This window comes from Aerosticca soli, from assembly GCF_003967035.1.
GTDB classification, from domain to species: Bacteria; Pseudomonadota; Gammaproteobacteria; order Xanthomonadales; family Rhodanobacteraceae; genus Aerosticca; species Aerosticca soli.
In genome coordinates this window covers 1437174-1450185 of sequence record NZ_AP018560.1, presented here as the reverse complement: position 1 = coordinate 1450185, position 13012 = coordinate 1437174, and the positions used below count along the sequence as shown (strand labels likewise).

Here is a 13012-nt window from a genome sequence, read left to right as displayed (position 1 = left end):
GCCCAAGCGGCGCTTACGAGGAAAGGCAAAGCGGATAGCGCGTGCATCAAGCTGGCCCCTGCTGTCAGAGATGGTCTGACACGGGGCGATGTATAGTACCCTCTGACATCAGTGTCAAGAGGTTTCTTACATGAACGCTTCGCTCGTACTGCTAGACCGCTACAAAAAAGCTCTGAACATAGGCGCCGACAACGCAGCAGCAGAATCCCTAAACATCACGCGAGCAACAATCAGCGGATGGCGGCACGGCAAATCGCATCCAGATGCCGAAAGCGTTGCCCGGATGTGCGAAGTCACCGGCGAACCTCTGGCGAAGTGGTTGCCGCTGATCGAGGCGGAACGTGCACGCAGCCCGGAAGCTCGAAAGGTCTGGCTTCGACTTGCTCAAATGGCTGCGGCAATGGCGCTAGCCATCGGCATCAACCCTGCCCCGTCGGCTCACGCCGTGAAGGTTTCGGTTGAGAAAATGTTTATTATGTAAAATTAAAGCAAGAAACGCATTCTCTTCCCGTGGCTGTAAACACGAATGCCCGCATCGATCCGATGCGGGCATTCGAAGTGACCCGTTGCGGATGCCGGGCCAAAGACCACCCGGCACGGCACCCCTCCCGGGCTTACTGCTGCACCTGAAGCTCCGTGCGACGGTTGCGCGCACGACCCTCGGGCGTGTCGTTGGTGTCGATCGGATCGTTCTCGCCATGCCCAATCGGACCCTGCAGACGACTCGGATCGATCCCGTGACTGGTCAGATAGTCATACACGATCTGCGCACGACGCTCCGACAAGGCCTGGTTGTACTCGTCCGTACCCACCGAATCGGTGTAACCGGCCACCGTCACCTTGACGTCCGGATAACGCTTGAGCGTGTCCACCGCCTGATCCAGGATCGCCAACGACTCGCTGGTCGGCTCGGCCAAGGCCTTGGCAATCTCCGCCGCCTTCACGTGACCCTTCTTCGGATAGTCGAACTTGAAGTTCACGCCCCGAAGATCGATCACTACCTTCTGCGCACAACCGTCCGGACCCACCATCGTGCCCGCCGGTGTACCCGGGCACTTGTCGTCGCAATCGTTCACGCCATCGCCATCACTGTCCTTGGTCGAACAATCATTCACCGGCGCAGGCGCGGCAGCCGGTACCGGCTTGGCCGGCGGCTCGCCAAATCGCGACACGATGCTGAAACCCAGGAACCAGTCGCCATAACCGTCTTCCTTGCGCTGCGACTTGTCATCCCAGTCATAACGATAACCCGCCTCGACACGGAAATCCGAACTGTCCGTGATCGTCTTGGACAAGCCCGCACCCAACTCCGCCGCCGGCGACCAACCATCGTCATTCCGGTTGTTGTGATAACTGCCCATCACGCCAGCCAACAGATACGGACGCCACGCGTTCCAGTCGCCCGCGTAAAAACGCGCCGCCACACCCACACTGTTGTTCGACCAGTTGCCACCACCCGCACGGCGGTCACGATCACGCTTGGTGCGGTCGGCAAAAATGTCGATCGAGGCATGCGGCGATATATACCGACCCACCGCCAACCCGTAATACACCTGACGACTGCTCGTGTTGCGGTCCGTGTCGTTGTAGTAACCACCCACCGTCGGCGCAATGTACCAACGATCGTCATAGCTGGCCGCATCCATCGCCACGCCCGCACTGCTGCCCGCCGACGCCGGCGCCGCATCCTGCGCCTGCACCACCCCGGCACCACCCAGGGCCATGGCCATCAAGATATACATACCCTTTCGCTTCATCTCGGTGTCTCCTTCAGTTATTCGTATTTATGCGCGTCGAGAGCCCATGCGCATCGGATCCTGTGCGGACCCTGCCGATCCGTCGTCGTCAAGTTCCTGCCTGAACGCCGGGAAGTGTAGCAAAACCGTTAAGGAATGAATATCCGGAAGCCCCGCGCCGGCCACTCGGTGAGCCATCGTTCAGGTGACCTGAGCAATCGCCGCACTGCGACGCCATGCCGTCCCCGCCATGGCCCAAGCGCCCTTCTCAAGGTGCTGTCGCCGCGCGCATACTAGTCGGCTTTAGAGCGCCAGCCGACAACCCGCCCATGACCTTCGTCGTCACCGAAAACTGCATCAAGTGCAAATACACCGATTGCGTGGAGGTTTGCCCCGTCGACGCCTTTCATGAAGGCCCGAACTTCCTGGTGATCAATCCGGACGAGTGCATCGACTGCACGCTGTGCGAACCGGAGTGTCCGATCAACGCGATCTATCCGGAAGACGACGTGCCGGCCGGGCAGGAGGTCTTTATCGCGCTCAATGCCGAGTTGGCCAAGTCCTGGCCTGTCATTACCGAGCGCAAGGACCCGCTGCCGGACGCCAAGGCATGGGAAGGCAAACCCGGCAAGCTCAAGCTGCTGGAACGCTGATCGCTCCGGATGCGCCGGCCCTGCCCTGCCGGCGCAATCGATAACTTTTCACTTGGCTTCGGCGACCCCGAGGCGATCACGCAGGCCATCCACCAGCTTGGCCACCGCGGCGGCGTTGCCCTGCGCGCGGACCTGGCTGGCGTCCGTACCGCTGCCGGTGACGGTCACCTGCACCTGATGGGCGGCAGCGCCGGGAGCCTGCGTATCGTTATCGGACTTGCCGCGACCGAGCAGGCGACCGAAGAGGCCCGGCTTGCGCGTCGGTGCCTCGCTGGCCACCACCTCGACACTGAAGGTGTGCGCCGCGTCGTCGTGCGCGAGCAGACGCCCGAACGAACCGCTCTGCAAGGCCTCGCCGACCCGCCGATACGCATCGTCCACGCTGTCTTTCAGCACGAAACCGTCGGTGATGATGCCGCCATTCTTGCCGAAGCGCGAAGTCGCGCCGTTGGCGGTGGGCTGATTGGCGCCCGGCGGTGGAATGACCAGCGCATCGCTGGCCGAAGGCGTGTCCAGATCGGGCGGGATTTCGAGCGGCGCTTCCTGCTTGGCGGTCTCCCAGCTTTTCTGCGAACGGAACATACCGCAGCCCGTGAGCGCGAAGCCCATGAGCACGCTGGTCGCGAGGAGGACGTACGCGTTTTTCTTCATCAGATCGAGATCCCGGGATTGGGCAAAGGTTGGATAAGGAAGGCCGTCAGGCGACCTGCGCCAGCGTAGCGAGCCTGCCCATGGCCTCGCGCAGGCGGGCGTGCGCGGATGGATCCTGCAAGGCCACCAAGGGCAAGCGAAGCGCCCCGGTACCCAGCCCAAGGAGGGCAAGACCGGCCTTGACCGGGATCGGGTTGGGTGCGACGGCGATGGCCTCCAGCAGCGGCCCGAGCCGCTCGTAATGCCGCGCGACCTGGGGTTGATCTCCGGCCAGTGCAGCGTCGCAGAGCGCACGGAATGCCGCCGGCACCAGGTTGGCGACCACCGAGATGGTACCGGCGGCGCCAGCCAGCATGGCCTCGCCGGCACTGCCGTCGTCGCCGGAAAGATAGCTGAAGTCCTCGCGGACCAGGGCGGCGATGGCGCGGACGCGGGAGGCGTCCGGCACGGCCTCCTTGATGCCGATGATCCGCGGATGCTCGCGCAATGCGGCGACGGTGGCCGGCTGCAGATCGCACGCCGTCCGCGTCGGCACGTTGTAGAGAATGATCGGCAGACCGCCGCGCTCGGCCACTTCCAGAAAATGGCGGCGCAGCCCCTCCTGCGTGGGCCGCACGTAATAGGGAGTCACCACCAGCGCCGCATCGGCACCGAGGGCGGCGGCACGCCGGGTCTGCGCGACGGTGCCGGCGGTGCCGGCCTCGCCGGTGCCGGCGATGACCGGGACACGCCCGGCCGCCCGTTCGAGCGCGAAACCAAGCAGACGGTCGAACTCGTCCGGCTCGAGCATGTGCGCCTCACCGGTGGACCCGGCGACGACCAGGGCCTGGGTGCCATGGGCGAGCTGATAGTCGATCAGCCGTCCGAAGGCATCCAGATCGAGTGCACCATCGGCTGCGAAAGGCGTCGCCAGTGCGCAGATACTGCCGCGAATGTCCAAGCGGGTTTCCCGAGCGAATTCGAGCCCAGCATGTTACTTGCGGCCTCGCGCGGCGGGCAAGTAAGCTCGCGCAGCCCGCCGCAGTCCCGCGGCGCGGATCTTTCGAGCATTGCCAGGCAGAACTTTCTTGAATCGACTCCAGACGCGCAGCGGCAACGACCATCAGTTGTTGGTGCACGCGCTCACACCGGCAGCGCGCTCGGCGTTGCAGGGACTGGCCAGACGCATCGTGGAGACCGGCTGTCACCTGGCCGACGCACGCGTGGCCACCATCGGCGGCGACGCCTCGATCATGCTGCTGGCCGTCGGCTCGTGGGACGCGGTGGCCAAGCTGGAAAGCGCCCTGGGCAAGCTGGCCCGGGACCAGGAATTGCATCTGACGTACTACCGGACCCAGCCACGCGAGCCGGGCGCCCCGCTGCTGCCCTATCTCGTCGAGGTGGTTGCCGCGGACCGCCCTGGCATCCTGGTTCGGCTCATCGAGTTCTTCAACCATCACGGCATCCGCATCGAGCAGATGAACTCGATGCGCTACCAGGCCATGCAGACCGGCGCGGACATGTTCCAGGCGCAGATCAGCATCGGTATTCCGGCCGAGCTGCACCTGGCGGCCCTGCGCGACGATTTCTTCGAGCTGTGCGACGGCCTCAATCTCGATGCCGTGCTGGATCCGATCAAGTTCTGACCGGCGCGACGGCGGGCGACTTGCCAACCCGCACGATCCAATCGCACCATGCCTTTGTGGGCGTCCCATAGGGATGCCCACCCGTCGCTCACTTGGCCACATTAGGGAATCGCGATGCCTGAAATCGGCACGAAAGTGGAAGACCTCGAAGGCGTGAATGCCGCCGGTGAAACGGTGCGGCTGTCGGATTTCAAGGGCCGTTGGCTGGTGGTTTATTTCTATCCGAAGGATGCCACCAGCGGATGCACCCTCGAGGCGCAATCGTTTCGCGATCTTTATCCCGAGTTTCGCCGGCGCGGCGCCGAGATCATCGGCGTATCGCGCGACAGCGTGCACTCGCACGCCCGTTTCGCCGCCAAGCAAGCACTGCCCTTCACCCTGATCGCCGACACCGACGAGCGCTGGTGCCGCACCTTCGACGTCCTGCACGAGAAGGTGCTGTACGGCAAGCGCCATCTCGGCGTCGTGCGCAGCACCTTCCTCATCGACCCGGAAGGCCATCTGGTGCGCGAGTGGCGCAACGTCAAGGTGCCCGGGCACGCGCAGGCCGTCCTCGAGGCCATTCCGGCGCAATGAATGCAGGCCGCCGCGCACACCGACCACCGCCCTCCCCACGAGACCGCCGCGCATGACCGCAAGCAAGCGCATCTATGCCCTCGACACCAACGTGCTGCTGCACGACCCCACCGCGCTGTTCCGCTTCGAGGAACACGACATCTTCATCCCGATGACCGTGCTCGAGGAGTTGGACGAGAAGAAAAAGGGTGGCTCGGAAGTCTCCCGCAACGGCCGTCAGGTGAGCCGTTTCCTCAATGAACTGATCGAGCGCGGCAACGGCCAGGGCATCGAGCAGGGGCTGGCGCTGGTGAGCCCGCAGGGCCTCAATCTGAAGCGCCGCGCCGATGTCGGCCGGTTGTACTTCCAGGAACGCACCGGAAACGGCCAGGGCAAGGCGGACAATCAGATCCTCGCGGCGGTGATCGAGCTGCGCGACGAGCATCCCGAATGCGCGGTCATCCTGGTCACCAAGGACATCAACCTGCGCATCAAGGCGAAGATCTACGGCATCCATGCCGAGGACTACGAGAACGACCGCGCGCTGGATGACTTCGCCCTGCTCTACACCGGCTCGACCGAGCTGCCGGAGGATTTCTGGGACCGCCACCCGGAAGTCGAATCATGGAGTGAGCGCGGCCGCACCTTCTATCGCCTGGAGCGCCACGCGGGCGAGGACTGGCACCCCAACCAATGCCTGTTCCTGCCGGGCGAAAACGCCGTGGAACTGCGCGTGCTCGCACTGGACGCGACGCACGCCACGCTGGTCCTGCTGGACGACCACAGCCATGCCAACCATGCCGTCTGGGGCATCACCGCGCGCAATCGCGAGCAGAATTTCGCGCTCAACGTGCTGATGGACCCGGACGTCGATTTCGTCACCCTGCTCGGCACAGCCGGCACCGGCAAGACCCTGCTCGCGCTCGCCGCCGGACTGGCGCAGGTGATGGACATGCAGCGCTACCGCGAGATCATCATGACCCGCGCGACGGTTTCGGTCGGCGAGGACATCGGCTTCCTGCCCGGCACCGAGGAAGAAAAGATGACGCCGTGGATGGGCGCGCTCACCGACAACCTCGAGGTGCTGGCCCATCCGGAGGAAGGCGGCAGCTGGGCCCGCGCGGCGACCAATGACCTGCTGGCCTCGCGGATCAAGATCCGTTCGCTCAACTTCATGCGCGGACGCACGTTTCTGAGCCGCTATCTCATCATCGACGAGGCGCAGAACCTCACCTCCAAGCAGATGAAGACGCTGATCACCCGGGCCGGTCCCGGCACCAAGATCGTGTGTCTGGGCAACGTCGAGCAGATCGACACGCCCTACCTCACCGAGACCACCTCGGGCCTCACCTATGCCATAGACCGCTTCAAGGACTGGGAGCATTCCGCGCACATCACCCTGCGCCGCGGCGAGCGCTCGCGGCTGGCGGACTTCGCCTCCGAGGCGCTGTAGGACACGCGTGCCGCAGCGATGGCATCCAGCGCGCATCGTCCTCATCCGCTCCGGCAGGCCAAGCCGATGCTCCGTACGCCGCCGCCCAGCGCACTGACCATCGCCGGTTCCGATTCGGGCGGCGGTGCCGGCATCCAGGCCGACCTCAAGACCTTCCATGCGCTCGGCGTGCATGGGCTCTCGGTGATCACGGCGGTGACCTCGCAAAACACCCGTGCGGTCACCGCCGTGCACGCGCTGCCGCAAGCGCACATCCGCAGTCAGATCGATGCGGTCTTCAAGGATTTCCCCATCCGGTCGGTCAAGACCGGCATGCTCGGCGGGGCGGCGGTGGTGCGCACGGTGGCCGGGGAACTGGCGAGGCGCAAACCACCCGCGCTCGTGGTCGACCCGGTGATGATCGCCACCAGCGGCGCGCGCCTGCTCGATGCCGAGGCGGTCGCGGTACTGATCGCGCGCCTCCTTCCGCTGGCCGACATTCTCACGCCCAACCTGCCGGAAGCCGAGGTGCTGCTCGATCGGCCGATCCGCACCGCCGCCGAGGCCGAACGCGCCTGCCGCGAACTGCGCACGCTCGGTCCGCGCGCCGTGCTGCTCAAGGGCGGGCACGCCCGCGGCCGTACCGTCGTCGACCGCTACTGCGACGAGCGTGGCCTGATCGAAATCCGGCATCCACGACTGGCCTTCGAGGCCCACGGCACCGGTTGCACGCTGGCTGCGGCCATCGCCGCCGAGCTGGCCAAGGGGCGGCCGATGCGCACGGCCGTGCGCCGCGCGATCGCCTACGTGCATCGCGCCTTGGCACGCGGCTATCGACCCGGCGGCGGCGCGGTGCTCGTGCTGGGGCATTGAGCCGCAGCGAAGGAGGCACCATCGGCGGCGGAGTAGAATCCTAACGGCCTTTTCTCATCGTTCCTGGTCGCCATGGTTCTCACCCCGCGTCTGGTATTGCTGGTCGTTTTCGTCCTGTTCGTCTTGTGCGTGCTGCTGGTGCACCTGCGTGGGCGGGCGCGGCTGCGTTTCGACCGCCAGCTGGTCGACCACTCGGCCGTCTTCATCCCCTACAACCTGCTGATGTATGCGTTTTCCGCGGTGCCGGCACGGCCGATCCTGGACCGCCGCGACTTCCCGCAGCTGGATCTCTTGCAGCAGAACTGGCAGGTGATCCGCGACGAGGCGCTGGGACTGCTCGATCAGGGCCGCATCCGCGCGGCGGAAAAACACAACGACGCCAGCTTCGACAGCTTCTTCAAGCAGGGCTGGAAGCGTTTCTACCTCAAGTGGTATGGCAAACCGCTGCCTTCGGCCGAAGCGCTGTGTCCGAAGACGGTGGCGCTGCTGAATGCGATTCCCGACATCAAGGCGGCGATGTTCGCGGTGCTGCCGCCGCATTCCAAACTGAATGCGCACCGCGATCCGTTCGCAGGTTCCTTGCGCTATCACCTAGGGCTCATCACGCCCAATTCGGACAAGTGCCGCATCCTGGTCGACGGCGAGCCGCACGCCTGGGGCGATGGCAAGGACGTGGTGTTCGACGAAACCTACGTGCACTGGGTGGAGAATGACACCGACCAGACCCGGGTGATCCTGTTCGCCGACGTGGAGCGTCCCTTGCGGACGCGCTGGATGCAGGCGATCAATCGCCGTGTCGGTGCCTTCATGGGCCGGATCACCGCCTCGCCGAACATCGAGTCGCCGCAGGAAAAGGTCGGTTTCGTCAATCGCCTGTATGCGCTCAACCAGCGCAACCGCGAACGGATGCGCAAGTTCAAGAAGAAGCATCCCAGGCTCTTCCGCACGATCAAATACATCGGCATCGTGCTGTTCCTGTGGCTGGTGTTTCTGGCGCCCTGGCCGCTGCTGCGCTGATCGCAGACCCGCGCCTTTCTCGCTTTCAGCAAAGAATCACCGCCGGCCGGGCGATCCCGGCCGGCGGTAATGTTTTTCAGGCGGCCTGACGGACGCGCCGGGCTATGGCCGCGGCAAAACTGCGGGTGCTGCCCTTGCCGCCCAGGTCCGGCGTGGCCGCATCGTGCTCGTGCGCCAGGGTGTCGCGAATCGCCTGCCGGATCGCCGTGCCCTTGGCCACCATGCCCAGGTGATCGAGCATGTCGGCGGCGGCGAGCAGCAAGGCACAGGGATTGGCGATGCCCTTGCCGGCGATGTCCGGCGCCGAGCCGTGCACCGCCTCGAAGATCGCCGCGTGCTCGCCGATGTTGTCGCCGGGCGCCAGCCCCAGGCCGCCGACCAGGCCGGCGCAGAGATCGGAAAGGATGTCGCCGAACAAGTTGGTGGTGACGATGACGTCGAACTGCTCCGGCCGCATCACCAGCTGCATGCAGGCGTTGTCCACGATCATCTCGTTGAACTCGATCTGTGGATATTCCTTCGCCACCTCGCGGGCCACGCTGAGGAACAGCCCGGAGCTGGTCTTCATGATGTTGGCCTTGTGCACGGCGGTGACCTTCTTGCGTCCCTTTTTCACCGCCATCTCGAAGGCGTAGCGCACGATCCGCGTACTGCCCTTGCGCGTGTTGCGGATGATCGACTGCGCCACCTCGCCGTCCTCGGAGATCGTCTGTCCCTCGGCCAGGTACGCGCCCTCGGTGTTCTCGCGCACGGTGATGATGTCGATGTTCTGATAGCGCGCCTTGGTGCCCGGAAAGCTGATCGCCGGGCGCACGTTGGCGTAGAGATCGAAATGCCGGCGCAGGGTGACGTTGATCGACGTGAACCCGCCGCCGATCGGCGTGGTCAGCGGCCCCTTGAGCGCGACCTGATGCCGGGCGATGGCATCCAGCGTGGCCTTGGGCAACAAATCGCCATGCTTTTCCAGCGCCACCATGCCGGCCTCGACGGTGGCATAGACGAGCCCGCAGTCGAGGGCATCGAGCACCTCCAGTGTGGCGGCCATGATTTCCGGCCCGATGCCGTCTCCCGGAATCACGGCGATGGTCTTGCTCATGGGAACTCCTCGAAAGAAAGGCCTGTGGGGAAAGGGAGGCACCCGCACGGCCAGAGCGCGCCGGGTGACCGCCCATTATCCCCCAAGGCACCCGCATGCGGCAGCCAGCTCATGCCATCGCGCCGACGCGACGGCGGGCAGTTTCGTGTCAGCGGTGTTCTTCGCAGGCTGACGCGCCAGCCCCGTCGGCGGCCTCGAGCCGGTCGAGGAAGTCCACGGCACGACGCAGGTGTGGGATCACGATCGATCCACCGACGACCAGGCCGACACCGAACGCCTCGAAAAATTCATCGCGCCCGACGCCGGCCGCGCGGCACTGCGCGACGTGGTAGCTGATGCAGTCGTCGCAACGCAGGACCAGGGAAGCCACCAGGCCAAGCAGCTCCTTGGTCTTCACGTCCAGCGCGCCGGGCCGATAGGCCTGGCCGTCCAGGGCGAAGAAACGCCGCACCACCTGGTTGTCCTCGGCCAGGATGCGTTCATTCATGCGCTGCCGGAACGCGGTGAACTCGGCGACCCGGTCGCCCCCATCCTGCCCACTCATGTCGCGCTCTCCAGCAAGGTCTTGAGTTTGCCGCTGCGATCGGCGGCGACGAGGTCGTCATAACCGCCGACGTGCTGGTCGTTGATGAAGATCTGCGGCACGGTGCGGCGGCCGCCGCTGCGCTCGAGCATGCGCTCGCGCTGGGCCGGATCGGTGTCGATGCGCACCTCCTCCCAGCTCAGCCCCTTGGCCTTCAGGAGATTCTTGGCGGCGGTGCAGTAGGGACAGGTGGCGGTGGAAAAAATCTCGATGCGGGGCATCGCGGGCTCCTTGGCAAAGGAAAGCTATGAACGGGTGACATCGGGGCGGCGGAGTCCGCCCGCAAGTCGGGGAACCGGGCGCCTTGGGCGCGGTCTGCAATGGTATCGTCTGACGTCTATGGTCATGGCAAAACGAGTCTGGTTTCCGCGTCTGGCGACGCTCGCGGCGGCGCTGATGGCCTGTGGCCTGAACGCCCAGGAAGGGGTGCGCCTGCCCGATCTTGGCAGCTCCGCCGATGCGCTGATCTCGCCGCAGGACGCACAGGATTACGGCGCGGCCATGTTGCGGCAGATGCGCTCGCTGGGTCTGGTGCTGGACGATCCGCTGGTCAACGACTACATCAACGATCTGGGCTACCGGCTGGTAGCCGCCAGCGAGCGGCCGCGCGAGCATTTCTCCTTCTTCGTCGCCAAGGATGACGTCATCAACGCCTTCGCCGCGCCCGGCGGCTACATCGCGGTCAATTCCGGCCTCATCGTGCTGACCCGCAACGAGGACGAACTTGCCGGCGTGATCGCGCACGAAATCGGCCACATCACGCAGAATCACCTGCAGCGCGCCTTCGAGGACTCGAAAAAGAGCGCGCCCTTGATGGCGCTCATCCTGCTGGGCGCCATCGCCGCCGGCAGCGGCGCCCACTCCGGCGACTCCTCGGCGGCGGTGCTGATGGGCGGTCAGGGGCTCCTGATGCAGCGCGAGATCAACTTCACCCGCAAGGATGAAATCGAGGCCGACCGGGTGGGCATCCAGACCTTGGCTAATGCCGGTTTCGATCCGCATGCGATGGCCTCGTTCTTCGACCACATGCAGGACACCCTGCGCGTGGGCATGGGCGACGACCTGCCCTCCCTGTTGCAGGACCACCCGGTCTTCCCGGCCCGCATCAGCGACGCCAATGCGCGTGCCGATGCCCTGGCCGCGCGGCAAAAGCTGCGCCCGACCGGCTCCACCTTGAGCCGCGAGCAGTGGGAGAAAGCCACCGCGCCGGTCGCCTATCTCAAGGACCCGAGCGCCCTGCTGCCGCGCCATGATCACGACGGGCTGGACACCTATGCGCTGATCCGCGAGCGCGTGCGGGTGCTGTCCGGCGATCCGGCGCGGCTGGCCGACTATTACGCGCGCAACCTGGCCGAGCACGCGGCGTTCGACACCCCGGCCAACCGCTATGGCTATGCGCTGGCTCTCACCTTGAGCAACCGCGGCGAGCAGGCGCTGACGCAGCTGGCCCCGCTCCTGGCCGGCCATCCGGACAGCCTGCTGCTGCAGCTGGCCCAAGCCGAGGCCATGCTGCAGGCCGGCCATCGGGCCGAGGCGCTCACCCGCTATGCCGAGCTCAACGCGCGCTCGCCGCGTAATCACGCCGTCGCGCTGGCCTACGCCAAGGCGTTGAGCGAAGGCGGCAGCCGCGAGCAGGCCGCCAGCGCGGCAGCCCTGCTGCGGCCGCTGCTGGATGACAGTGACGAGCCGGACATGTATCGCACCTATGCCCGTGCCAGCGAGCGCGCCGGCGACAGCGTGCGCGCCGGCGAGGCCTATGCGGATGCGAGCTATCTGTCGGGACGGCCGTTCGACGCGCTCGAACAGCTGAAGCGCCTGCTGCGGCGGGACGACCTCGACTACTACGCCCGTGCCCGCATCCAGGGTCGTATCGCCCAGCTCACGCCGCTGGTGATGGAGCTGCGCAAGCGCAAGATCCCGACCGAGGACAACCCCGACGCCGGCAGCCCGCCGCCACAGCTGCGCGCGGCCGGCTGCGACACCGGGGATTGCGTGCGCGTACGTTGACCACCACCGCTGTCATCGCCGCGTAACATGGCCTCGCTGCAATACGATCGTCATCACAGCGCGGGATCCCGAGCGTGCAAAAACGCATCCTGATCGTCGAAGACGAAGCCTCGATCCGCGACATGGTGGCCTTCGCGCTGCGCAAGGCCGGCATGGAGGCGATCCCGGCCGCCGATGCGCGTGCCGCGCAGCTGGCCATCGCCGAGCAGGTGCCCGATCTCATCCTGCTCGACTGGATGCTGCCCGGCACCAGCGGCCTGGAGCTCGCGCGCCGCCTGCGCAAGGAAGATCCCGGCCGGGAAATCCCCATCATCATGCTGACCGCCCGCGGCGAGGAGATGGACCGCGTCAACGGCCTCGAGGCCGGCGTCGACGATTACGTGGTCAAGCCGTTTTCCACCCGCGAGCTGCTGGCGCGGATCAAGGCCGTCCTGCGCCGCAGCAAGGGCGACGACGGCTCGGGGAACGTCGAGATCAACGGCCTGCGCATCGACGGTCCGGCGCACCGCGTGTTCGCCGGCACGGATGCGGTGCCGATCGGTCCGACCGAATACCGCCTGCTGTATTTCTTCATGACCCATCCCGAGCGCGTCTACACCCGCGCGCAACTGCTCGACCATGTCTGGGGTGGCAGCGTGTACGTGGAGGAGCGCACCGTGGACGTGCACATCCGGCGCCTGCGCAAGACCCTCGAGCCATGGCAGCTCGACCGCATGGTGCAGACCGTGCGCGGCTCGGGTTACCGGTTCTCCGCCAGCCCTTGAGTCGCCGGCCCGCGGGACAG

The 13012-nt window shown here is 65.8% G+C and carries 15 protein-coding genes; 9 read left to right on the top strand and 6 right to left on the bottom strand.

Annotated elements, in window-relative coordinates:
• The first annotated feature begins 130 nt into the window (after nucleotides 1-130).
• A complete protein-coding gene (locus ALSL_RS06795; RefSeq protein WP_126537674.1) occupies nucleotides 131-481 on the top strand; it encodes a DUF3693 domain-containing protein in 351 nt (116 codons plus the stop codon).
• A gap of 133 nt (nucleotides 482-614) precedes the next feature.
• On the opposite strand, the gene ALSL_RS06790 is transcribed toward ALSL_RS06795, so the two are convergent.
• Nucleotides 615-1757, bottom strand: coding sequence for an OmpA family protein (locus tag ALSL_RS06790; RefSeq protein ID WP_126537672.1), 1143 nt, complete (start codon nucleotides 1755-1757; stop codon nucleotides 615-617).
• Nucleotides 1758-2065: 308 nt separating this feature from the next.
• On the opposite strand from ALSL_RS06790, the gene fdxA reads away from it, so the two are divergent.
• Nucleotides 2066-2389 carry a ferredoxin FdxA gene (fdxA, locus tag ALSL_RS06785; RefSeq protein WP_126537670.1) on the top strand — a complete coding sequence of 108 codons (324 nt, stop codon included), beginning with the start codon at nucleotides 2066-2068 and terminating at the stop codon, nucleotides 2387-2389.
• 48 nt (nucleotides 2390-2437) lie between these two features.
• Here fdxA and ALSL_RS06780 read toward each other — a convergent pair whose 3' ends face one another.
• Complete coding sequence (locus ALSL_RS06780; RefSeq protein ID WP_126537668.1) at nucleotides 2438-3040, bottom strand: hypothetical protein; 603 nt, start codon at nucleotides 3038-3040, stop codon at nucleotides 2438-2440.
• 46 nt (nucleotides 3041-3086) lie between these two features.
• Nucleotides 3087-3980 carry a 4-hydroxy-tetrahydrodipicolinate synthase gene (gene dapA / locus ALSL_RS06775; protein ID WP_126537666.1) on the bottom strand — a complete coding sequence of 298 codons (894 nt, stop codon included), beginning with the start codon at nucleotides 3978-3980 and terminating at the stop codon, nucleotides 3087-3089.
• Nucleotides 3981-4089: 109 nt separating this feature from the next.
• Here dapA and ALSL_RS06770 point away from each other — a divergent pair, with 109 nt between their 5' ends.
• From ALSL_RS06770 to ALSL_RS06750, 5 genes are all read left to right on the top strand, one after another.
• Nucleotides 4090-4665 carry a glycine cleavage system transcriptional repressor gene (locus ALSL_RS06770; protein ID WP_425478971.1) on the top strand — a complete coding sequence of 192 codons (576 nt, stop codon included), beginning with the start codon at nucleotides 4090-4092 and terminating at the stop codon, nucleotides 4663-4665.
• Nucleotides 4666-4779: 114 nt separating this feature from the next.
• Nucleotides 4780-5241, top strand: a complete 462-nt coding sequence (locus ALSL_RS06765; RefSeq protein WP_126537664.1) for a peroxiredoxin — start codon at nucleotides 4780-4782, stop codon at nucleotides 5239-5241.
• 52 nt (nucleotides 5242-5293) lie between these two features.
• Entirely contained in the window at nucleotides 5294-6673 is a 1380-nt protein-coding gene (locus tag ALSL_RS06760; protein WP_126537662.1) for a PhoH family protein, read from the top strand.
• Between the two features lie 66 nt (nucleotides 6674-6739).
• Entirely contained in the window at nucleotides 6740-7525 is a 786-nt protein-coding gene (gene thiD, locus ALSL_RS06755) for a bifunctional hydroxymethylpyrimidine kinase/phosphomethylpyrimidine kinase (protein WP_126537660.1), read from the top strand.
• Nucleotides 7526-7615: 90 nt separating this feature from the next.
• On the top strand, nucleotides 7616-8542 hold the full coding sequence (locus ALSL_RS06750; protein ID WP_269433111.1) for an aspartyl/asparaginyl beta-hydroxylase domain-containing protein: 927 nt from the start codon (nucleotides 7616-7618) through the stop codon (nucleotides 8540-8542).
• A gap of 76 nt (nucleotides 8543-8618) precedes the next feature.
• On the opposite strand, the gene ALSL_RS06745 is transcribed toward ALSL_RS06750, so the two are convergent.
• From ALSL_RS06745 to grxC, 3 genes are all read right to left on the bottom strand, one after another.
• Nucleotides 8619-9638, bottom strand: a complete 1020-nt coding sequence (locus ALSL_RS06745; RefSeq protein ID WP_126537656.1) for an isocitrate dehydrogenase — start codon at nucleotides 9636-9638, stop codon at nucleotides 8619-8621.
• 148 nt (nucleotides 9639-9786) lie between these two features.
• Nucleotides 9787-10182, bottom strand: coding sequence for a carboxymuconolactone decarboxylase family protein (locus ALSL_RS06740; RefSeq protein ID WP_126537654.1), 396 nt, complete (start codon nucleotides 10180-10182; stop codon nucleotides 9787-9789).
• Complete coding sequence (grxC, locus tag ALSL_RS06735; protein WP_126537652.1) at nucleotides 10179-10442, bottom strand: glutaredoxin 3; 264 nt, start codon at nucleotides 10440-10442, stop codon at nucleotides 10179-10181. Before grxC ends, ALSL_RS06740 begins: the two co-directional genes overlap by 4 nt.
• A 124-nt stretch (nucleotides 10443-10566) precedes the next feature.
• Here grxC and ALSL_RS06730 point away from each other — a divergent pair, with 124 nt between their 5' ends.
• Both ALSL_RS06730 and phoB read left to right on the top strand, forming a co-directional pair.
• Nucleotides 10567-12228, top strand: a complete 1662-nt coding sequence (locus ALSL_RS06730) for a M48 family metalloprotease (RefSeq protein WP_126537650.1) — start codon at nucleotides 10567-10569, stop codon at nucleotides 12226-12228.
• 74 nt (nucleotides 12229-12302) lie between these two features.
• Nucleotides 12303-12992 (top strand): phosphate regulon transcriptional regulator PhoB, encoded by a 690-nt coding sequence (gene phoB, locus ALSL_RS06725; protein WP_126537648.1) that lies wholly within the window; start codon nucleotides 12303-12305, stop codon nucleotides 12990-12992.
• Nucleotides 12993-13012 lie beyond the last annotated feature (20 nt).

Coding starts and splice junctions, on each gene's coding strand:
- ALSL_RS06795 (WP_126537674.1), top strand. CDS start 131: ATGAACGCTTCGCTCGTACTGCTAGACCGCTACAAAAAAGCTCTGAAC.
- ALSL_RS06790 (WP_126537672.1), bottom strand. CDS start 1,757: ATGAAGCGAAAGGGTATGTATATCTTGATGGCCATGGCCCTGGGTGGT.
- fdxA (WP_126537670.1), top strand. CDS start 2,066: ATGACCTTCGTCGTCACCGAAAACTGCATCAAGTGCAAATACACCGAT.
- ALSL_RS06780 (WP_126537668.1), bottom strand. CDS start 3,040: ATGAAGAAAAACGCGTACGTCCTCCTCGCGACCAGCGTGCTCATGGGC.
- ALSL_RS06765 (WP_126537664.1), top strand. CDS start 4,780: ATGCCTGAAATCGGCACGAAAGTGGAAGACCTCGAAGGCGTGAATGCC.
- ALSL_RS06760 (WP_126537662.1), top strand. CDS start 5,294: ATGACCGCAAGCAAGCGCATCTATGCCCTCGACACCAACGTGCTGCTG.
- thiD (WP_126537660.1), top strand. CDS start 6,740: ATGCTCCGTACGCCGCCGCCCAGCGCACTGACCATCGCCGGTTCCGAT.
- ALSL_RS06745 (WP_126537656.1), bottom strand. CDS start 9,638: ATGAGCAAGACCATCGCCGTGATTCCGGGAGACGGCATCGGGCCGGAA.
- ALSL_RS06740 (WP_126537654.1), bottom strand. CDS start 10,182: ATGAGTGGGCAGGATGGGGGCGACCGGGTCGCCGAGTTCACCGCGTTC.
- grxC (WP_126537652.1), bottom strand. CDS start 10,442: ATGCCCCGCATCGAGATTTTTTCCACCGCCACCTGTCCCTACTGCACC.
- ALSL_RS06730 (WP_126537650.1), top strand. CDS start 10,567: ATGGCAAAACGAGTCTGGTTTCCGCGTCTGGCGACGCTCGCGGCGGCG.